An 18,910-nucleotide genomic window follows, 5' to 3' on the forward strand; every position below is an offset into this window, starting at 1 on the left:
GTCGCGCTTCCGGTCGCGAAGGCCGCCGCAGGAGGGCGGTTCGTCGACAAGCTGACCCGGGGCATCCGCGTCTACCTCGCGACGCCGCGCCTGCGGGGCCTCTTGGCACTGTCCTTCGCGGCCTCGTCGGGCGGGTCGATGGTGATCGTCAACACCGTCGTGCTCGTGCGCGCCGATCTTGGAGGCACCAACGACGACGTCGCCTTCCTCTTCGCCGCCTATGGCCTCGGCTCGATGGCCGTCGCCATACTCCTCTCGCGGCTTCTCGACCGGGTTCCCACCCGCACCGTCATGCTCATGGGTGCGAGCGCCATGGCAGGTCTCCTCGTCGCCGCCAGTCCAGGCCCCGGATGGACGGGCAGCCTCTTCCTCTGGGCGCTGCTCGGCGCGGCCGCCTCGGCGATCGGCACGCCCGGCGGACTTCTCCTGCGCCGCTCCTCGGACAGTGAGAGCCGGCCCGCCGTGTTCGCCGCCCAGTTCGCCCTTTCGCACGCCTGCTGGCTCGTCACCTATCCGGCGGCCGGGTGGCTCGGCGCCACGATCGGCCTCGGTCCCACCTTCCTCGTCATGGCGGCGGGTGCGGCGGCGGGCGTTGCCTCGGCGTTGGTCCTTTGGCCCGCGAACGATCCCGTCGAGGTCGCGCATGTCCACCAGGCATTCGCGCATGACACCCCTCACGTCCACGACGAGCACCACCGGCACGAACACGAAGGCTGGGAAGGCCCGGAGCCACACAGCCATCCGCATCGCCACCAGCCGGTCCGCCACCGGCACGCCCTGGTGATCGACGACCACCACGCGACCTGGCCGACCGGCACCGCTGGTGGGTGACCTGACGGCCTATGCCGGGGTGTTCTGGTCGGCCTTTCTGGCCGCCAGCATCCTGCCGGGTGCCTCCGAGGTGCTGCTCGTCCGCGGGACGGGCGAGCCATTGTTCGTCATCGCCACCGCAACTGTCGGAAACACCCTCGGCTCCGTCACGAACTGGGCCTGCGGCCGCTTTCTCTTGCACTATCGCGACCATCGCTGGTTCCCGGTATCCCCACGGCAGATCGATCGCTTCTCCGGCCTCTTCCAACGCTGCGGGATGGGATCGCTCCTGTTCGCCTGGGCGCCGGTCGTCGGCGACGCGCTGACCGTGATCGCCGGGACGCTGCGTGTCCCGATCGTGCAGTTCACGCTCCTCTTCGGAATCGGCAAGCTCGGGCGCTATCTCGTCGTCGCGGGCGGTGCGATGGCTATGGGTGGGAGCGAACCGTGAAGGCCGCCGGTCACGGTCGAGACAGTTCGGCCATCGCGATGACGATGAGGAACACCCCGGCAGCCGCCTCGATTCCCCGACCCGCCGCCACCCAACCTGCGCCACCGAGGATCGCGGCCGCCCGCTCTCGTAGGAAGACCGTCGCGAGCGCGACGACGGAAAGGGTGAACGCGACGCCGATCATCATCGCGAAGGCAAAGGCGATCCCCGCTTCCGGAACACCTCGGGTCACCGCGAAGGTCATGGCGAAGAGGGTCAGCGGGCAAGGGATCAGTCCAGCCGCCATCCCGACCCAGGCTCCGCCGTGCACGTGTCCACGCGGCCCCCGTGCGGCACGCCACAGCATCCAGAGGCCGACGGCGACGAGGATCCCGCGGCTGACGTTCATCAGGAGAGGGGCCTGCCCGGCATCGCGCCCGAAAGCGAACTTCACCAGGGGAAGCGACAGCCAGGCGATGGCGACCGCGGTCAACACGTGCGTGAACGCCAGCGCCAAGGTGACGCCGAGGCTGCGTCGCCATCCTATGGGCGATCCCGCCAGATAGGCGGAGAGGACCGTCTTGCTGTGGCCGGGCGTGATCGCGTGGATCGCCCCGAACAGGATCCCCATTGGGAGGACGGACGCGAGCGAGAACCAGTCCCGGCTCTCGGCAAAGGCTTTCAGGTGTCGGCCAATCCGGCGTGGAGTTCCGTCTGGATTTGGACGAGATAGGGGAGCATCGAAAGCGCATATACCGTTTTGGCGGCAGCGTCTGGGAATCCAGGCCACAGATCCCGACATCCATGATCGGTCTAAACCCCTCGCCTCCGGCTTATTAATGTATTACAACATCAGCCTGACTTGCGCCCCGGCGACTGTGCGTACTCAACATGTCTATGACGGTTCAGTCCTAGGTAGAGGCCAAGGCGCTTTCTAGCGCTGAAGGTGCTAAGGCAGACAATAGCTGTTCCGACACAAGTACTTGCGCCATTCGGGAGCAAGCTCTGAGAGCACGAACCGATGGCTCAGCTTGATTTTGCAGTTGCGAGATGGCAGAAGGTAGGCACGCAAGGACCCAATTGGGTGGCTACGCCGGGCGCCTATCCCCCGGCTAATTTACGACCGATCTGTCGAGCCGCGGCCGACACCTCGCTCCTCCCTGCAAAAAGCAATCAATGAATTCCATGGAAACACTCCGTCGCGAGTGGTTCGGCAACGTGCGTGGCGATCTTCTCGCCGGGCTCGTCGTCGCCCTTGCGCTGATCCCCGAAGCCATCGCTTTCTCCATCATCGCCGGCGTCGATCCGAAGGTCGGCCTCTACGCCTCCTTCTCGATCGCCGTGCTGATCGCCTTCACCGGCGGGCGCCCGGGGATGATCTCGGCCGCGACGGCCGCGACCGCCGTGCTGATGATTACGCTGGTGCGCGATCACGGGCTGGAATACCTGCTCGCCACGACGGTTCTTGCGGGACTCTTGCAGATCGCGGCGGGCTTCCTGAAGCTCGGCAACGCCATGCGCTTCGTTTCGCGGTCGGTCATGACCGGCTTCGTCAACGCGCTGGCGATCCTGATCTTCATGGCGCAGATCCCCGAACTCGTCGGGGTCCCGAGCCTTACCTACGTTATGGTCGCGGCCGGGTTAGCGATCATCTATCTGTTTCCCCGCCTGACCACGGCGATCCCGTCGCCGCTGGTGGCGATCGTCGTCCTGACTGCGGTGTCGCTGTTCTTCGGCTTGGATCTGCGCGTCGTCGGCGACATGGGCGAGCTCCCCTCGACCTTGCCGTTCTTCCTCATTCCGAACGTCCCGCTCAATCTCGAGACGCTGATGATCATCCTGCCCTATGCGGCGGCGGTGGCGGTGGTCGGCCTGCTCGAGTCGCTGATGACGGCGCAGATCGTCGACGACCTGACCGACACCGGCTCCGACAAGAACCGCGAATGCGTCGGGCAGGGCATCGCCAACACGGTGACCGGCTTTCTCGGTGGCATGGCTGGCTGCGCCATGATCGGCCAGTCGATCATCAATGTGAAGTCCGGTGGCCGGGGCCGGCTCTCATCCTTTGCCGCGGGTGTGTACCTCCTCTTCATGATCGTCGTCCTCGGCGAATGGGTAGCGGCAATCCCGATGGCGGCGCTGGTGGCGATCATGATCATGGTGTCGATCGGCACCTTCTCCTGGGGATCGATCAAGAACCTGCGCGACCATTCGCGGCGCTCCTCGGTGGTCATGCTGGCGACCGTGATCACCGTCGTGTGGACCCATAACCTCGCGATCGGCGTGCTCGTCGGCGTCATGCTATCCGGCGTGTTCTTTGCCTGGAAGGTGGCGCAGATCTTCCGCGTCACCTCGGATCTGTCGGAGGAAGGCCGCACCCGGACCTACCGTGTCGAGGGGCAGGTGTTCTTTGCCTCGACCGACCAGTTCGCCGAGGCATTCGACTTCAAGGAGTCGCTCGACAAGGTCGTCATCGACGTCGGCGCCGCACACATCTGGGACCTCTCTGGAGTCGCCGCCCTCGACCGGGTGGTGCTTAAGTTCCGGCGGGAAGGTGCCGAGGTGGAAATCCTCGGCCTCAACGAAGCGAGCGCGACGATCGTCGACAAGCTCGCCATCCATGACAGGCCCGGGGCGATGGACAGCCTCTCGGCTCACTAGGGAGGATTGCCATGAACAAGATCATCGCCTGCATCGACGGTTCGAACTACGCGACGAGCGTCTGCGACCATGCAGCCTGGGCCGCCAAGCGGCTGGACGTGCCGGTGGAGATCCTCCACGCGCTCGGCCGCCGCGAGACGTCGAGCCGACCGTTCGATCTCAGCGGCAGCTTGGAATTCGGTGGCCGCGAGACGCTGCTCGCCGAACTCGCCGAGCACGATGCGCAACGGGCGAAGCTTGCCAGCCAGCGCGGTCGGCTGATCCTGGAACAGGCGGCGGCGCGCGTGAAGGCCGACGGCGTGTCCGAGGTGACGGAGCGGTTGCGCAACGGCGAGGTCACCGACGCGATCAAGGAGATCGAGCCGGAGGCCCGGCTGGTGGTCATCGGCAAGCGCGGCGAGGCCGCCGACTTTGCTAAGGGCCATCTCGGGTCGAACCTCGAGCGGGTGGTGCGTTCGATGACCAAGCCGCTGCTGGTGGCCTCGCGCGCCTTCCAGCCGATCGAGCGCTTCATGGTCGCCTTCGACGGCGGCCGCAGCTCGCCGATGATCGTCGAGCGGCTTCTGGCGAGCCCATTGCTCAAGGACGTCGCCTGCCATTTGTTCATGGTCGGTGACGGAAGCGGCGAGCCCGGCCAGCGCCTGCAAGGCGCCCGCGAGCAGCTCGCGGCTGCCGGCTATGCCGTCACCGTCGGTGTCGAGAGCGGCGAACCGGAAACGGTGATAGCTGAGAAAGTGAAGCGCGACGGCATTGGCCTTCTGGTCATGGGCGCGTACGGCCACTCGCGGATCCGCAACCTCATCGTCGGCTCGACGACGACGGCGCTGATCCAGGCCTGCACCGTGCCGGTGCTGGTCATCAGGTGATGACCGTTTCCGATACCGGGGCGAGGGAAAGCGGCATTGAGAACGTTGCCGTTGTCTTCGACGGGAGCCACTGCGATCGCCTTCGAAAGGCGCTCGCCTTGTCGATACGCTTCGAAGAGCTGGTCTCTCGTCTCGTCCACCCGCACCGCCTCGCGAGGGCGGTCTACTACAAGGATCTAAGAGACGAGGCAGAGCGCAAGGGTCAGGCCGCTCTGCTGATGCGAGTTGCCTCTTCCGGCATTGCCGTGAAGGGCTCGCTCCCGGAAGATATGAGAATCGATTCCAGAGAGCGCTATGGGACCAACCTGGTCGAGCTTGCGGTCGAAACACTGACCAATTGCGAGAACTTGGACCGCGTCATCCTCTTCGCCGGGGATCGCAAGCAAGTGCCACTGGTTCGTGCGCTTCAGGACCGAGGCATCCGCGTGGTGGTCACCACAGCGCTCGACGTTCCGACTGCGATCCGCGCGTCGCCGCTTCTGCTCGATACAGCAGACGAATATCGCGATCTCTCCGATTACCTCGTCTCAAATTTTCAACGTCACAGGGCGAAGGGATTCGAATAGGCGGCATGCATTATCCGATCAGAGACCCCCGAGATTGGGCCGCCGTTGGGCGCCTGTCCCCACTCTGTCCCCACTTCAGAAGCTGACCCTCGCCTATCGAAATGCGCGCTATCGCTGGCGCGCCAGAAAATGGGGTCCCGTCGACCTGACACGGATCGGGGCGGCAAAGTCTGACCCGCCTGCGGACGAGATCATCCTGATCTGCGTCGTCAAGGACGCCGCGACCTACATCCCTTCACTGCTGCGCCATTATCGCCGGCTCGGGGTGGCCCGTTTCGCCTTTGACCGCGACGCGCTCCTGGCCTTCTTCGACTTTCCGGCCGAGCACTGGGACCATTTGCGGACCTCGAACCCCATCGAGAGCGTCTTCGCCACGGTCCGGCACCGGACGGTCAGAACAAAGGGAGCCTTGTCGCAGAAGACCGCCCGGTTGATGGTCTTCAAGCTCGTTATCGCCGCATCGAAGACCTGGCGGCGGCTGAAAGGCGATAATCGCTTGCCTATGGTCATCGCTGGCATCAAGTTCACCGACGGCGTCGCGTTCACCGCGACCGCCGATCAACGCGCCGCCTGATCGGCCCCGTCACCCAACTCCGGCCATAGCTCGCCGTCGGCCACTCGCCCGCCTTGCCCTTGCTGTGGCGGACAACGTCCGAAGGGACCGGCTTGAGAGCCAGGCAAATGCTGCGAGCGAGAGCATCCCAGGTACGAGTCAGAGCGGTGACCGATCGAGATTAAGCCTCGCCCAGAAGGCAAAGCAACCTGCGATCTCGGCGAGCGCCGAGGCGGCTTATACGGCACGGGTCATGCAATTCCCATGTCGGTCCTGAGGGGTTAGGGTGCCTGACTGCCCGCTCTGCAGGGGCTACGCAACTTGCACCGCCGATGGGCGGCCCGCTTGCCGACGGTCCCACCCTGTCTTCGGAGAGAAGATCGGTGTCTACGGCGACAAAAATACGCAGCGATGCGTGTTCAGGGATCGAGAGGATTCTTGGGATCGCTCAGGTCACTGGCGCGTTGCATCTGGATGACACTCCGAACCGTCTACCGAAGTGCGAATGGCGACGACCGGCTCCTTGGTTACCGGACTTTCGTGTCTCCGCACTACTACTATCCAGCGGACAAGGAGTGGCAGTTTGGAGGCACCCTCGAATATAAAATGCATGAAATCGGCATGTTTGCCCGCAGTGGTCCGCTGGACCTGTCCGGATTCGACAGATCTGGGGCTGACTGGCTGGAGCGGCTAAAGCCGCTGCTGACCGATAGCAACGTTATCGTGGTCAGTCCTCACAAGGTTTACGGGCCCCAGAACAACGACTTGGCGCTGCAGTTGCGTAAACACGGGATCGGGAAGGTCGTTCTGGCCGGGATGTCGGCGAACCTGTGCGTTGAGTCGCACATGCGCGATCTGGTTGAACAGGGATTCGAAGTGTTCGTCGTTTCAGACGCCACCGCAGTCGCAATCGATCCGGATCTTGGTGACGGCTACCAGGCCGCCGTCATCAACTTCAACTTCATCGCCAGTAAGGTCTTGACTACCCGAGAGGCAGTTGAAGTGCTCCAAGCGATGTAACGGCAATGCTGCGTTGTCCAACTTCAACACGAAAGAGGAAATGGACATGACAAACAAACCCAACGCAGGTGAGCGCCTTCCCGAAATCACCGTGCCACAGCTTGGCGGCGGTGAATTGCGCTTCGGCGTTCCAACGGACGATCACGACTGGCAGATGGTGGTGATCTATCGAGGGAAGCACTGCCCGATCTGCAGAACCTACCTTGCGGAACTTGAGCGCATGGCGCCCGAATTCGCCAAGGCTGGGGTCGGCGTCGTCGCTGTCTCCGGTGATCCCGAAGATCGCGCCCGCAGCTTCACCGATGAGATCGGCGTGTCGTTCTCGGTCGGCTATGACCTGACCGTCGAGCAGATGCGGACGCTCGGCCTCTATGTCTCGGAACCGCGCTCGGAGAAGGAGACCGACCGTCCCTTCGCCGAGCCGGGCCTGTTCGTGATCAACGCTGATGGATTGCTGCAGGTCGTGGACATCTCGAACGCGCCGTTCGCAAGACCGGATCTTGGCGGCCTTGCCAAGGGGCTGAAGTTCATCCGTGATAATGACTATCCGATCCGTGGCCGTCTGGCGGCCTGAGGTGTCGATGATGCCCGCAACTGACGCGCTGATAGGGTTACCTACTTTCCGGCGCGTTTTTCGATCCGATCCGAGTGAACGGGCGACATCACCATGAAGCGTGCTGACAAAAGATGTGGTGGTCAGCCACCGCTGGTGGATGAACAGAGCCATGCGCGAGGTTGACGTCGCCATCATCGGCGCGGGCACGGCCGGCATGGGGGCCTATCGCGCGGCGCTGAAGCATACTGACAACATCGTTCTGATCGAGGGCGGCCCCTACGGCACCACGTGCGCGCGGGTCGGCTGCATGCCCTCGAAGCTGCTGATCGCAGCGGCCGAGGCGGAGGAAGCCGTACGCAGGGCCGCTGGATTCGGTGTTCTTGCCACCGCGCCGCGTATCGACGGGGTCGAAGTCATGAACCGGGTGCGGCGCGAGCGCGACCGCTTCGTCGGCTTTGTGAACGAAACGGTAGAAGGGTTCGATCCGTCCCTCCGCTCGAAAGGATGCGCGAGGTTTGAGGATCCGCACACTCTGCGGCTTGACACCGAAGAGGTCGTGCACGCCGCGCGCATCGTTGTCGCAACCGGATCTGCTTCGGTTATACCGAAAGTGTTCGACGCGGTTGGCGACCGGCTGATCGTCAACGACGACGTGTTCGACTGGACCGATCTGCCGGGCGCCGTCGCAGTATTCGGCGGCGGGGTTCTTGGGCTGGAGTTGGCGCAGGCGCTAAACCGCCTGGGGGTGCGCGTGCGACTGTTCGGCAAGGGCGGCGGCGTCGGATCACTGAGCGATCCTTCGGTGCGCGACGCGGCTGCGGCGATCATTGGCGCCGATCTGCCGTTCGACCCGGACGCCGACGTGCAAGGGATCACCCGTGAGGGCGATACTGTGGTGGTAAGCTTCCGCGGGGGGAACGCCATGCACGAAGAGCGGTTCGACTGGCTTCTCGCCGCGACGGGTCGGGCCCCGGTTCTCGACGGGTTGAACCTTGCCGCCTCGGGTCTGACGCTGGATGAACGCGGCGCGCCCAAGGTCGATCCACTGACGATGCAGGTTGACGGCGGCCACATCTTCTTCGCGGGAGATGTCGCAGCTCGCATCCCGCTGCTGCACGAGGCGGCCGATGACGGCCGCATCGCTGGCGACAACGCCGGGCGCTTTCCGCAGGTGCAGACCCACCGCCGCCGCACGCCGCTGGGGATCGTGTTCACCGATCCCAACATCGCAACAGTGGGCGCATCCTTCGCCGAGCTTTCCGAAAGGTCATGCGACTTCGCGACAGGAGAGGTTGATTTCGCCGACCAGGGCCGCGCCCGGGTGCTGCGTCAGAACCGCGGTCTGCTGCGCGTTTATGGGGAGCGCGCCACGGGCCGTCTGCTCGGCGCGGAGATGGTCGCGCCGCGGGGCGAGCATCTGGCGCATCTGCTGGCATGGGCGGTGCAGGCCGACATGGATGTGGAGACGGCGCTGGAGATGCCCTTCTACCACCCGGTGATCGAGGAAGGCTTGCGCACGGCCCTGCGCAATCTGAGCGTGAATCTGGGCCGTCGCACTGAAAATCCACCTCGCTCCATCGACTGCGGCCCAGGTGCCTGACGCCGACAGAAAAGGACACCGCGCGACGGACCCTGCGAGGCGCGCTCAATCGCGGCAGGCGCATCCAAGGCCGGACAGGGCCGATCCATGGCACGGAAATCCAGACCCGCGACCCTCGCCCCGATGCCATGGGGCGCGCGCGGCGCGGTGTCGCTTCAGTCGCCTGTCTTCATCCTCTGCAGGATCGCTGCCTGACCTGCTGCCGCAAGCAGGGACACGATGAACACGCTTGCCGCCCCGGCAAGGCTGAACAGGACCCCACCCAATAGCGGCAGAACATAGGACGGCGCCGTGAGCGCATTGAAATACCCGCTATAGGCGGGACGCCGATCTTCGGGCGATATTTCCATTAGCAGCCCGAGCACCGCGATCGTCAGCCCGTTAGCCAGAGCGCCGAGCAGGATGAAGATCAAGATCAGGATCGGCAGAATTGGGATGGCGAAGGTGGGAACCCCGAGCAGCACCAACAGAAACACAGGCGGTGCCATGCGCAAGACCGCGACGAGGCGCATCAGGCTCAGTTTGCCTCGGCTGTCTCCCCACCACCCCCAAAGGGAGTTCGACACAAGCGCTCCGGCGGTTTGTGCCCCGAGTAAAAGCGCGACATTCTCAAGCCCGATCCCCAGTCCTTCGGCGGCGACGACGTAGAAAGGCATGGCGATCATCACGCCGGCGCCACACCATTGGGCGAACACGAAGCGGCGAAAGCTTGAATTGGTCCGGAACGTCTCGATCCCTTCGCGGAGGTAGACGGAGAACCGCGTGGGCGCCTTGGAGGCGACAATGCGCTCAGGTTCGCCCATCGCCAGGAAAACCAGAGCGGACAGCCCCATCAGCATCGCCGCGACGCCAAGAATGGCGGCAAAGGACAGGGGAAACGTCAGCGTGTGCAACAGGTTGTCGGCAAAGACGGCCACGGCGAGCGCGACCAGCCCACCCCCGAAGAACCGCAAGGCCAGCAACCGGCTGCGCATCTCCGAAGGCACGGACCGCGCCACGATGTCGTTATAGGGCACGCCCACGATGCCGCTGAGCCCGGCGTAAAGTGTCCAGAGGATCAGCGTTCCCGCCCCAAGCGCGGCATGGCTCCAGCCCGCCTGCGACCCCAGCCACAGCAGTCCGGCCAGAAGGGCGATGGCCGCCGCCCTGCCGACTGCCCCAACGATGTAGTATGGCATCGACGCGCCGCTGCGCCCTGCGAGAAAACCTATGAGGATCTGCGGCAGCAACCAGCCCATGCGCAGGATGGTGGTGACCGCACCCACGGCCAGCGGACTGCCGGTCAGTTGAAAGACCAATGCCGACATCACCGTCGCGCTGTCGACGCCTGCCGAGCCTGCCTGAAACGCGGTGCCCGCCCCTGCGACGTGCCAGAACCTGCGCCGCGGCGTCATGTGCCGGCCCAATCCGCCGGGTCGACGAACAGGCCGAACCAGACCGACCAGAGACCGAGGGCGATGAAGACCACACCGAGGACAGCGCGTCTCGGACGCAGCCAGTCGGCGAGCCGATCGAGAGGTCGAGCAAGAACCGGCCATGCCGAGAGCGGTAGAAGCGGTAGAGACAGGGCCAGGGCGAAGATCGCCATCAGGGAAAACCCGGTCAGCACAGATCCCGTTGTCGTCGCCACCCCGATCAGGGCAAACAGAATGGGGGCGGCGCAGGCTGGAATGTTGAGGCCGAAAGCGACCCCCTGCAAAATCGGGTTCGAGGCCGTGCGCCACGCCTCGGACGCAATGCGGATGCGGCGGCGCAGCCGCCCCCCGAACCCGCCAAGCATCAGGCCGCCAATCAGGAGATAGATCAGTCCGAAGATGAGCCAGAAGCCCGTTTGTGCGCCGATCAGCTCCTGCCCAAGGAACACGATCAGCCCGCCGAACCCGCCCATGACGAGAAGTCGGGCAACCACGAAGATCACTACCGCGCCGAGGCGTTCTCGCATCGGCCGTGCCCGCTGCGCGCCGAGAAACAGCATGTGCGCCCCGATCGTGCAGGGTTCGATGAAGCCCAGCAGCCCGAGCCCCAGCGCCAGAGGGATCAATGAGACGTCCATGAATTACCAGGTTGTGCTGACGTCAATATTTTAACAGACTCCTGCAACTGGAAGGTCAAGCTTCATCCCGCGCAGCACGATAGTTTCGCCACGTCCTTGTCGAACGTCTGGGCGGCGAGCTTCAGGCCTTCGACCGTGGTGAGGTAGGGAAAGATCGTCTCGCCGAGCGCCTTGGTCGTCATGCCGAACGTCAGCGCCATGACCAGCGTCTGCACGCTATCGGCCCCTTCGGGCGCCATGATCACGCCGCCCAGCAGGCGGTCGGTCCTGGCATCTGCTACCAGCTTGATCAGGCCCCGCGTATCGCGTGCTGCAAGCGCGCGAGGCACATTGTCGAGGCCGACAAGGCTGGTCTTGATCTCGTGCCCAGCTTCGCCCGCCTGCGCTTCAGTCAGGCCCACGCCAGCCACCTGCGGGTCGGTGAATACCACCCAGGGCATCGCGACGTTGTCGTAGCGCTCCGCCCCACCCAACACCGCGTTGCGCGCGGCCAGCTTGGCGCCATAGGCGGCCATGTAGACGAACTGGTCGCGGTCGGTCACGTCGCCCGCTGCATAGATGCCGGGGCGTGTCGTGGCCATGTCGTCGTCGATCTTGATCGCGCCGCGCCGGTCGGTCTCGACGCCCATCTCGGTCAGACCCAGCCCCTCGGTGTTTGGCGCGCGCCCCGTGGTCAGGACGAGGTGGTCCGCCGTCAGCTCCCGCGATGCTCCGCCCACTGTCACCGTCAGACCCGCACGGTCCCCGTCGCGCCGCGCGGCGTCATAGCGCACGCCATCGAGGATCGTAATGCCTTCGGCGCGCAAGGTCGCCGTGAGCGCGTCGGACACCTCCGGCTCGGTGCGCGACAGCAGGCGCGAGCGGCAGACGATGGTGACGCGCGTGCCCATCCTCGCCATCATCTGCGCCAGCTCCGCGCCGATGTAGCCGCCGCCGAGAAAGATCAGGCTCTCGGGCAGCCGCTCCAGCTCCAGAAGCGACGTGCTGTCGCGCGTTGGCGCGTCTAAGATACCGGGGATGTCGGGAACGGCGGGCCGCCCGCCGGTGGCGACAATGACCTTGGATGCTGTGATCTTGCGCCCGCCGACTTCGACACCGTCAGGGACGAGCCGCGCTGGACCCTCGTCGATATAGGTGACGCCATCGTAGCCCGGCAGCAGATCGGCGTATTTCTTCTGCCGCAGCGTCCCGACCAGATCGTCCTTGGCCGCAACCAGCGCCGCCCAGTCGTCCACCCGCGCCTCACCCTGCAAGCCGGGAAACCGTTGAGCGGCTTTCGCACTATGCAGGGCCTCAGCCGCGCGGATCATCGTCTTGGACGGCACGCAGCCCACGTTCACGCAGGTGCCGCCAATGGTGCCATGCCCGATCAGCGCCACACGCTTGCCCCCCTCGGCCGCCGTGATCGCGGCGGAAAACCCCGCCGATCCTGCGCCGATGACGGCAAGATCAAATTCCCGGGTTTTTGCGCTGTCGGGTGTGCAGCAGTCATGGGTGTCTACGCGCTGGTCCATTGTCGATTTCTTTCTGTGTCGGTGGGACCAATCGCCTTGGCGACACCCCGAAAGTCCTGCGTCAGACCATCGAGCCGAGGTCGGAGGCGTAGCTGGGGTAGGCGAAGATCATCGCCTTGATCTGGTTGGCGGTCAGACCGGTTCCCATCGCCATGGCGAAGAGATTGATCTGTTCCTCGGCCCCGGGTCCGATCAGATGCGCGCCCAGAATGCGGCCGGTGCCATGCTCGACCAGGACCTTGTAGCCCGACCATTTCGCACCCACGCGCAGCGAGGAATACCAGCTTTCGGTCTTCTTGGACTGCGTGTCGAACTTCAGCCCCTGGTCCCGCGCCGCGGCCTCTGACAAGCCCACGGTCGCGACCATGGGCAAGGTGAAAACGACGCTGGGGATCGGCGGATAGTCGACGGAGCGGTCGTCGCGCCCCGCGAGCAGGTTCTTGGCGGCGACCCGGCCCTCGTTGGCGGAAACCGGCGTCAGGTTCGGGCCGCTGTCGGCGCAATCGCCAGCGGCAAAGATCGCCGGGTTGGTCGTGCGCATGGCGGGGCTGACCTTGATACCGCGCGGCCCATGTTCCACCCCGGCGGCCTCGAGGTTCAATCCGTCGATATTGGGCACCCGGCCGGTGGCATGGACCACGGTGTCGCAGATTACAGTCTCGACGCCGCCCGAACGCTCGACCGTGACGACAAGCGCGCCGTCCTGTTTTTCCACCTTCAGCACCTTCGCGCCCAGTAGCAGGTCGATGCCGAGATCGGTCGTTGCGTCAACAAGCATCGCGACCAGATCGGGGTCGAAGTTCCCCAGCGGCCGGTCCATCATTTCCAGCACCGTCACCTCGGTCGCACCGGCGCGCCTGGCGATGTGAGAAAACTCCATGGCGATGAAGCCGCCGCCCACGAAGGCCACCCGGTCCGGCCGCTCGGGAAGGTCGAGGAACTCGGTGCTGGTGGTAAGCAGGTCTTCGCCCGGAATGTTCAGCGTCATGGGTCGCGCGCCGGTGGCGATATGGAAATGCTTCGCACGCAGGGTCTGCCCGTTCAACGCGATCGTGTCCGACCCGCTGAAGCGCGCCTCACCATGCAACGTCGTGACACCCGCCGTCTCCAGCCCGGCCTCGATCTTTGGCGGCATCGCGTCGGTGAAGGTCCGCTTGAAGGCGATCATCTCTGCCCAGTCCACCGAAGCCCGCGCCGCGAGGCCTTTGCCCATCAGGTTCTGTGCCCAGTCCACGCCTTCGGTGACGGCAATCAGCATCTTCTTGGGATCACAGCCGCGCAGGGCGCAGGTGCCGCCGTAGGGAAGGCTGTCGATGCTGGCCACCTTCCAGCCGGCCGCCGCCGCCATGCGGGCGACGCCGTTGCCGCCGGTTCCGGCACCGATCACGATCAGGTCGTAGTCATACTTGTCTGTCACGTGGTGCGCCTTTCGTTTCCGTTCTCATGGTCGTACTGCGCATCTGTGCGCCTTGTTGCCAGGTAGGTCAGCGCGACCGCAGCCACGATCAGGGTGACGGTCAGGGTCCAGCCGGGGCCAGACGCGGCCATCGCGGAAAAGCAGTGGGTCATCATGGGTTGTCCTTTCAGGTGTGGTTCTGGCGCCGCTGCCTGCGCCAGACGGCGTAGACGGTCAGCGCGATGAAGAAGGCGAGCGCCGGAAACAGCACATAGTCGATCCAGCCCAGCACCGCCGACAGGCCGACAACCCCCAGAGCAACGACCAGCACCGGCGTAAAACAGCAGAGCGCGGCTATGACGGTGCCGACGATCCCGATGCCGAACAGCTTGCGGTCGTCAGGATTGGCCATGGACCGTCTCATTCGCGTCAGCCGCATCAATGCAGCAGGCGTCATCGCCCGTTCGCCGCCGCAGGCTGCGCCAAGTCAGCGCGGCACCCGCTGCGACGACAAGTGCCGCAATGCCTCCAAGCCCGCTCAGCCAGCCGCCGACCGCGCCGGTCAGCCCGGCCAGCAGAACCCCGCCGCCGCCACAGCAGACGATCACGGCAGGGGCAGCGACCGCCGTTGCCAGAGCACCGCCCATCAGGTCATCACGCATCAGGTTCAGCCCTCGACGAGAGCGGGATATCCTGCGTTGGCAGAGGCGGCGGCGATGGCCTCGGCGCTTGTCGATGCCGTTTCGAATAGCACGGTGGCGGTTCGCGCGGCAAAGTCGATCTCGACGGAGCGCACGCCCTCGACGCCCTCCATCGCGCGCTTCACCGTCACCGGACAAAGCGCGCAGGTCATGTTCTCGACCAAGAAGGTCACAGTCTGCTCGGCGGCCACCGATTGGGCGACGGCGGGGACTCCAGTCATCGGCACCACGGCCGTCAGACCAAACAGGGCAAGGGCAAGTATCTTCTTCATCGGGTTCTCCTTCGGGGTCAATAGAGTAGCGGCGCCCACCAATCGATGGTGAGGGCGGCAAGAACGAGGGCGAGCGAGGCCCAGAGAAGGATCTTGGTGATCCGGCCTGAATTGGGTCGCGCGCAGTAGGATCCGGGCTCGCAGACCGTGGGCTGGCGGAAGTAGACCTGCCGGAAGCCCGCGCCGATGAAGCCGAGCGCGATGACGGCGAAGATCGGTTTGTAGGGCTCCAGCGCCGTGAGGCTGCCGATCCACGCGCCGGAAATCCCCAGTGTCAGCAGCACCAGAGGTCCGATGCAGCAGGCCGAGGCGAGAAACGCCCCGACAACACCACCTGCCGCGAACCAGCCCTTGCGCGCCGGGCGACCCGCGACCGTGCGCCCTGTCTTGTCTTCCGCAACGCTCATGCGCTTCACCTCTCGTCTCTCATCGAGGATCGGTGTACGGTCTGTAGCAACTACAGGCTCAAGGGAATTCTGCGCGATGTCCGGTCACGAGAGCGAGAGCGGCCTGTCGCGCGGCGAGTTGGCCCGCGCGACAGGCAGCAACATCGAGACGATCCGCTATTATGAGAAAACCGGCCTGCTGCCTGACCCGCCCCGGACGGGCGCGGGCTACCGTGTCTACTCTTCGGCCCACGCCCTGCGCCTTCGCTTCATCCTGCGCGCCCGCGAACTCGGGTTCTCCATGGACGACATCCGTGGGCTTCTAGGTCTGGGGGATGGTGCCGCGCCAACCTGCTCGGAGGTCAAGGACCGGACGGAACGGCATCTTGCGGATGTGCGGGCGAAGATCGCGGACCTGAAGCGGATCGACGCGGTTCTGGCGCAGACTGCAGCGCAATGCTCTGGCGATCAGGTGCCGCACTGTCCCGTACTGAATACGCTCGCCGGAGAATGAAACGGGCTTCCGGCTGCGTCACCGGCTCGGCGTGTGGCACGCTCGCGCCTGGTCATGCATCACAACATAGTCGCTCAGCATCTCGGCAATGGCCGAGCCATGCGGCAACAATGCCAGTTCCACGGCAGCCCTTGCCTGAAACTCCCGGCTATACTCGACAACGGGCGCACACGTCCCGAGCCCGCTCGTCTCAAAACCCGCCGTCGCGCAGCCGCTCAGCCGACTCGCCGCGATTGCGAGGACGGCGAGCCGCCGCCTCCAGTATCTGACGTTGGAGTTGGATATTTCGCCGAGGGAGCCTCGGATTTCCGTGGCTCAGTAAAAGTGCTATCTCCTGCGCTCAGCCTTCATCGCAGCTCCGCATTCGTCGTGAACAGATAATCCTCGCCTTCCGCCGTGGCGTGGCAACTTATGCAGCCCTGAGCCAATCCTGCTATGGACGTGCCCTCTGCAGTCTGGTCGAGGGTGCCGTCGGGCAGGTACTTGGCCCAAAACCAGTTGCCGGAGTCGGAGGCATAATCGTTTGCTCGGCGGAACATGATCGTCACCGCGCCGAGATGATCGCCGGGACTGCCAAGCACCTGATCTACAGTGACGCCTTCCGGACCATAATTGCGCTTAATTACCAGCGTTCCTGTGTGACCGTCGACCGTCGCGTCGGTATAAAACGTCTCCAGCATCATACCGTGCGGATCCGTCCCCGGATACGGGAAGGCCTGAACAGCGTCCTCCCCCGCCAAGTTGCGCTCCTGCATGATCTGCCAGAGCTGCCCGGCGTAGTCTTTGTCACCCTGTTTGCCGAAATCCTGAGCGGCCGCGGCGCTCGCCACGAGGCTCAAGGCACTTCCAATTATCACCAGTCGCATGTGGGAGTCCTCCTCTCGTTCGTCCCAACAGGGACACTGAGGTCAAACGGGCGAAGGACTGTTTTGTTGCAGTCGCTGCAGAATGGCGGAGGGGCTGCGTTGCCGACGCAGCCCGGTGCGGAACTTTCCTGGCCGAGGCATATTTTACAGCATGTGCTGCAAAACAACGGAGGAGCGTTTGGCGCGTCCAAGAGCTTTTGATGAATCTGCTGTTTTGGAGCAGATCGTTCGCCTGTTCTGGAAACGCGGTTATGGGGCGACCTCAGTACGGGACCTCGAAGCCGCAACCGGAATCGGCATGACGAGCCTTTACAACGCCTTTGGAGGCAAGCGCGAAATTTTTCGTTCTGCGCTGGAGCATTATTCCGAGCACCGAACCCGTCGCTGTCTCGACGACATCGAGCACCTGGCGTCGCCGTCGGATCGCATCCGGACCTTTGTCTCGCGGGTCACCGATGCGGCGTTGGGTGACCCGGATCGTATGGGTTGCCTCGTGATCAACACGGCGATCGAACTCGGTCCGCATGACGAGGAAATCGCGGAAACCGTCGCCGGATACCTCGCTGAGGTCGAAGCCTTTTTCCGGCGCAACTTCGAAGCTGCTCAGAGGGGGGAAGGCGCGGATCCAGACGTCACGCCCGAAGATGCAGGGCGCTCCTTCAGCGCATTGATGTTCGGCCTGCGAGTGCTGGCGCGTACGCGCCCCGACCGCGAGATGATGGAAGGAGCGGCACGGCCGCTTCTGGCCCTGCTGCGAAATGGCGATCGCCATTCTGCAGTCAATCAATGCCTTACGAGACCGGAGAATTCTCATGTTGAACAATCCTAAGTTGATGCCCGGAAACCCGACGCCGACGATGACCCTGCCGCTGGTGGATGGCGGTGAGGCGAAACTCGGCGGGGGCGGGGACTGGCCGGTCGCGGTCGTTTACCGGGCCGACATTGCCGCAAGTATCTCAAGACGCTTGACGGGCCGCTCGCAGAGTTCAGGGACGCCGGCGCCGAGATCATCGTCGTTTCGGGCGATCCACGCGAGCGCACCGGGAAGTCGAGTAGGAAGGCTGGCGCTTTCTCGTCGCCTGCGAGCTTTCCCAGGAGCAGATGCGCGCGCTTTGCCTCTACATCTCCGAGCCGCGCTCGCCTCAGGAGACGGATCGACCCTTCGCCGAGCCAGGGCTCTTCGCCACCAATCCCGACGGGTTTCGGCAGATCGTGGACATATCGAACGCTCGCCTTCAGGGCGCTTCTGAGCGGGCTGAAGTTCATCCAAGAAAGAATTACCCGATCGACGGCACTGTCCGCCAAATAATGGGAGATCAAGATGAGCACTGCACGTTACGCTTATGAACATGTCTCGTCGGAGATCCTGTCCGAGGATATGCAATTTGGAGACAGCGCCCCCAAGCCGGGCGGTCGGCTGCCAGAGTTCGACCTGTCCACCGTAAACGGCGGCCAGTTAAGAACGAGCGACCTCGCCGATCGTCCGATGCTGCTGGTCACCGGCTCGTTCACCTGCCCGATGACGGCCAGCTCCAACCCGATCCTGAAAGAACTTTATGCGAAGTTCGGCTGTGCGATCGAATTCGTCACGCTCTATGTGCGGGAAGCGCATCCCGGAGAGCATTATGACCAGGCCAGCGTGGCAGAGGAGAAGCGAGAGGCAGCCAGCGCACTGAAGAGCCGCGACCAGCTTCCCTGGACGGTCGCGGTCGACGACCCGGACGGTTCCGTCCATCGGCGGTTGGATGAGAAGCCGAATGCTGCGTATCTGACTGATCGGACCGGGACCATCGTTTTCCGTTCACTTTGGGCCGGAGACAAGCGTGGCCTTACACAGGCGTTGGAAGCTGTCGCCAAGGGAGAACGACCGCCCGAGGAGGAGAGCACGCGCCGGCTCGTCCCGATGGCCCGCGGCGTCGGAACCATGCGCGAGATGACGCGGCGGGCTGGCCCGCGCGCGCAAAGCGACCTTTGGCAGGCGGCCCCTCCGATGGGCGTGATGGCCTGGCTCGCGGATCAATATCGTCCGCTGCCGCCGGTTTGGCGCACGGCAGCCGCCGCCGCGACCATCGGGGTGGGTGTCGCCGTGGTTGCCACGCTCGCAGCACGGGCCGCGAGTCGCAGGTAATCCGCCAGATCCATGACA

Annotated in this window: 22 protein-coding genes, 1 pseudogene and 1 other annotated feature; of the genes and pseudogenes, 12 read left to right on the top strand and 11 right to left on the bottom strand. The window is 64.5% G+C overall.

Annotated features, from left to right (window positions below):
- Both VQ042_RS12915 and VQ042_RS12920 read left to right on the top strand, forming a co-directional pair.
- The coding region (locus tag VQ042_RS12915; RefSeq protein ID WP_331819865.1) for an MFS transporter at nt 1-831 on the top strand (831 nt) is incomplete at its 5' end.
- Nucleotides 824-1,261: a YqaA family protein gene (locus VQ042_RS12920; protein ID WP_331819867.1), complete on the top strand. Its 438-nt coding sequence runs from the start codon at nt 824-826 to the stop codon at nt 1,259-1,261. The genes VQ042_RS12915 and VQ042_RS12920, both read left to right, overlap by 8 nt.
- 10 nt (nt 1,262-1,271) lie before the next feature.
- Here VQ042_RS12920 and VQ042_RS12925 read toward each other — a convergent pair whose 3' ends face one another.
- A complete protein-coding gene (locus VQ042_RS12925) occupies nt 1,272-1,871 on the bottom strand; it encodes an ABC transporter permease (RefSeq protein WP_331819869.1) in 600 nt (199 codons plus the stop codon).
- A gap of 438 nt (nt 1,872-2,309) precedes the next feature.
- Nucleotides 2,310-2,358, top strand: a sequence feature (sul1 is cis-regulatory element that is thought to sense ions involved in sulfur or methionine metabolism; They are found in Alphaproteobacteria).
- Between the two features lie 58 nt (nt 2,359-2,416).
- Between VQ042_RS12925 and VQ042_RS12930 the strand changes: the two genes are divergently transcribed.
- From VQ042_RS12930 to VQ042_RS12960, 7 genes and pseudogenes are all read left to right on the top strand, one after another.
- The gene (locus tag VQ042_RS12930) at nt 2,417-3,901 is read left to right on the top strand and encodes a SulP family inorganic anion transporter (protein ID WP_331819871.1); all 1,485 of its coding nucleotides are present in this window, start codon (nt 2,417-2,419) and stop codon (nt 3,899-3,901) included.
- Between the two features lie 11 nt (nt 3,902-3,912).
- Nucleotides 3,913-4,767: a universal stress protein gene (locus VQ042_RS12935; protein ID WP_331819873.1), complete on the top strand. Its 855-nt coding sequence runs from the start codon at nt 3,913-3,915 to the stop codon at nt 4,765-4,767.
- Nucleotides 4,767-5,333: an NYN domain-containing protein gene (locus VQ042_RS12940; protein ID WP_331819875.1), complete on the top strand. Its 567-nt coding sequence runs from the start codon at nt 4,767-4,769 to the stop codon at nt 5,331-5,333. Before VQ042_RS12935 ends, VQ042_RS12940 begins: the two co-directional genes overlap by 1 nt.
- A gap of 283 nt (nt 5,334-5,616) precedes the next feature.
- Nucleotides 5,617-5,907: pseudogene (locus VQ042_RS12945) on the top strand (transposase); the annotation flags it as partial.
- Nucleotides 5,908-6,360: 453 nt separating this feature from the next.
- Entirely contained in the window at nt 6,361-6,906 is a 546-nt protein-coding gene (locus VQ042_RS12950; RefSeq protein WP_331819876.1) for a cysteine hydrolase family protein, read from the top strand.
- A 13-nt stretch (nt 6,907-6,919) separates the two neighbouring features.
- Complete coding sequence (locus VQ042_RS12955; RefSeq protein WP_331819878.1) at nt 6,920-7,480, top strand: peroxiredoxin-like family protein; 561 nt, start codon at nt 6,920-6,922, stop codon at nt 7,478-7,480.
- Between the two features lie 151 nt (nt 7,481-7,631).
- Nucleotides 7,632-9,062 (top strand): dihydrolipoyl dehydrogenase, encoded by a 1,431-nt coding sequence (locus VQ042_RS12960; RefSeq protein ID WP_331819880.1) that lies wholly within the window; start codon nt 7,632-7,634, stop codon nt 9,060-9,062.
- A 155-nt stretch (nt 9,063-9,217) separates the two neighbouring features.
- On the opposite strand, the gene VQ042_RS12965 is transcribed toward VQ042_RS12960, so the two are convergent.
- The 9 genes from VQ042_RS12965 to VQ042_RS13005 form a co-directional block, all read right to left on the bottom strand.
- Entirely contained in the window at nt 9,218-10,456 is a 1,239-nt protein-coding gene (locus VQ042_RS12965) for an MFS transporter (RefSeq protein WP_331819882.1), read from the bottom strand.
- Nucleotides 10,453-11,037, bottom strand: a complete 585-nt coding sequence (locus VQ042_RS12970; RefSeq protein ID WP_442880077.1) for an urease accessory protein UreH domain-containing protein — start codon at nt 11,035-11,037, stop codon at nt 10,453-10,455. Before VQ042_RS12970 ends, VQ042_RS12965 begins: the two co-directional genes overlap by 4 nt.
- Before the next feature lie 140 nt (nt 11,038-11,177).
- A complete protein-coding gene (merA, locus tag VQ042_RS12975; RefSeq protein WP_331819886.1) occupies nt 11,178-12,629 on the bottom strand; it encodes a mercury(II) reductase in 1,452 nt (483 codons plus the stop codon).
- Nucleotides 12,630-12,690: 61 nt separating this feature from the next.
- Nucleotides 12,691-14,046, bottom strand: a complete 1,356-nt coding sequence (locus VQ042_RS12980) for a dihydrolipoyl dehydrogenase family protein (protein WP_331819888.1) — start codon at nt 14,044-14,046, stop codon at nt 12,691-12,693.
- Nucleotides 14,043-14,201: a hypothetical protein gene (locus tag VQ042_RS12985; RefSeq protein ID WP_331819890.1), complete on the bottom strand. Its 159-nt coding sequence runs from the start codon at nt 14,199-14,201 to the stop codon at nt 14,043-14,045. The genes VQ042_RS12980 and VQ042_RS12985 overlap by 4 nt, the downstream gene beginning before the upstream one ends.
- A gap of 11 nt (nt 14,202-14,212) precedes the next feature.
- On the bottom strand, nt 14,213-14,437 hold the full coding sequence (gene merF, locus VQ042_RS12990; protein WP_331819892.1) for a mercury resistance system transport protein MerF: 225 nt from the start codon (nt 14,435-14,437) through the stop codon (nt 14,213-14,215).
- Nucleotides 14,424-14,687: a hypothetical protein gene (locus tag VQ042_RS12995; protein WP_331819893.1), complete on the bottom strand. Its 264-nt coding sequence runs from the start codon at nt 14,685-14,687 to the stop codon at nt 14,424-14,426. The genes merF and VQ042_RS12995 overlap by 14 nt, the downstream gene beginning before the upstream one ends.
- A gap of 5 nt (nt 14,688-14,692) precedes the next feature.
- A complete protein-coding gene (locus VQ042_RS13000; protein WP_331819895.1) occupies nt 14,693-14,998 on the bottom strand; it encodes a cation transporter in 306 nt (101 codons plus the stop codon).
- Between the two features lie 17 nt (nt 14,999-15,015).
- Nucleotides 15,016-15,405, bottom strand: a complete 390-nt coding sequence (locus VQ042_RS13005; protein WP_331819897.1) for a mercuric transporter MerT family protein — start codon at nt 15,403-15,405, stop codon at nt 15,016-15,018.
- Nucleotides 15,406-15,481: 76 nt separating this feature from the next.
- On the opposite strand from VQ042_RS13005, the gene VQ042_RS13010 reads away from it, so the two are divergent.
- Entirely contained in the window at nt 15,482-15,898 is a 417-nt protein-coding gene (locus VQ042_RS13010; RefSeq protein ID WP_331819899.1) for a MerR family transcriptional regulator, read from the top strand.
- Nucleotides 15,899-16,245: 347 nt separating this feature from the next.
- Here the strand turns inward: VQ042_RS13010 and VQ042_RS13015 are convergent, their stop codons facing one another.
- Entirely contained in the window at nt 16,246-16,728 is a 483-nt protein-coding gene (locus tag VQ042_RS13015) for a cytochrome P460 family protein (RefSeq protein WP_331819997.1), read from the bottom strand.
- A gap of 214 nt (nt 16,729-16,942) precedes the next feature.
- Here VQ042_RS13015 and VQ042_RS13020 point away from each other — a divergent pair, with 214 nt between their 5' ends.
- Both VQ042_RS13020 and VQ042_RS13025 read left to right on the top strand, forming a co-directional pair.
- Nucleotides 16,943-17,593, top strand: coding sequence for a TetR/AcrR family transcriptional regulator (locus VQ042_RS13020; RefSeq protein ID WP_331819901.1), 651 nt, complete (start codon nt 16,943-16,945; stop codon nt 17,591-17,593).
- A gap of 492 nt (nt 17,594-18,085) precedes the next feature.
- On the top strand, nt 18,086-18,892 hold the full coding sequence (locus VQ042_RS13025; RefSeq protein ID WP_331819903.1) for a deiodinase-like protein: 807 nt from the start codon (nt 18,086-18,088) through the stop codon (nt 18,890-18,892).
- The last annotated feature ends 18 nt before the right edge of the window (nt 18,893-18,910 follow it).

Source organism: Aurantimonas sp. A2-1-M11, assembly GCF_036549475.1.
Taxonomy (GTDB): Bacteria; Pseudomonadota; Alphaproteobacteria; order Rhizobiales; family Rhizobiaceae; genus Aurantimonas.

Excerpts from the sequence above, each read along its gene's own strand:
- VQ042_RS13005 (WP_331819897.1), bottom strand. The coding sequence starts at position 15,405 with ATGAGCGTTGCGGAAGACAAGACAGGGCGCACGGTCGCGGGTCGCCCG.
- VQ042_RS12935 (WP_331819873.1), top strand. The coding sequence starts at position 3,913 with ATGAACAAGATCATCGCCTGCATCGACGGTTCGAACTACGCGACGAGC.
- VQ042_RS13000 (WP_331819895.1), bottom strand. The coding sequence starts at position 14,998 with ATGAAGAAGATACTTGCCCTTGCCCTGTTTGGTCTGACGGCCGTGGTG.
- VQ042_RS12995 (WP_331819893.1), bottom strand. The coding sequence starts at position 14,687 with ATGCGTGATGACCTGATGGGCGGTGCTCTGGCAACGGCGGTCGCTGCC.
- VQ042_RS13025 (WP_331819903.1), top strand. The coding sequence starts at position 18,086 with ATGAGCACTGCACGTTACGCTTATGAACATGTCTCGTCGGAGATCCTG.
- VQ042_RS12970 (WP_442880077.1), bottom strand. The coding sequence starts at position 11,037 with ATGCTGTTTCTCGGCGCGCAGCGGGCACGGCCGATGCGAGAACGCCTC.
- merF (WP_331819892.1), bottom strand. The coding sequence starts at position 14,437 with ATGGCCAATCCTGACGACCGCAAGCTGTTCGGCATCGGGATCGTCGGC.
- VQ042_RS12930 (WP_331819871.1), top strand. The coding sequence starts at position 2,417 with ATGAATTCCATGGAAACACTCCGTCGCGAGTGGTTCGGCAACGTGCGT.
- VQ042_RS12985 (WP_331819890.1), bottom strand. The coding sequence starts at position 14,201 with ATGATGACCCACTGCTTTTCCGCGATGGCCGCGTCTGGCCCCGGCTGG.
- VQ042_RS12925 (WP_331819869.1), bottom strand. The coding sequence starts at position 1,871 with ATGGGGATCCTGTTCGGGGCGATCCACGCGATCACGCCCGGCCACAGC.
- VQ042_RS12940 (WP_331819875.1), top strand. The coding sequence starts at position 4,767 with ATGACCGTTTCCGATACCGGGGCGAGGGAAAGCGGCATTGAGAACGTT.
- merA (WP_331819886.1), bottom strand. The coding sequence starts at position 12,629 with ATGGACCAGCGCGTAGACACCCATGACTGCTGCACACCCGACAGCGCA.
- VQ042_RS13010 (WP_331819899.1), top strand. The coding sequence starts at position 15,482 with ATGTCCGGTCACGAGAGCGAGAGCGGCCTGTCGCGCGGCGAGTTGGCC.
- VQ042_RS12965 (WP_331819882.1), bottom strand. The coding sequence starts at position 10,456 with ATGACGCCGCGGCGCAGGTTCTGGCACGTCGCAGGGGCGGGCACCGCG.
- VQ042_RS12950 (WP_331819876.1), top strand. The coding sequence starts at position 6,361 with ATGACACTCCGAACCGTCTACCGAAGTGCGAATGGCGACGACCGGCTC.
- VQ042_RS12960 (WP_331819880.1), top strand. The coding sequence starts at position 7,632 with ATGCGCGAGGTTGACGTCGCCATCATCGGCGCGGGCACGGCCGGCATG.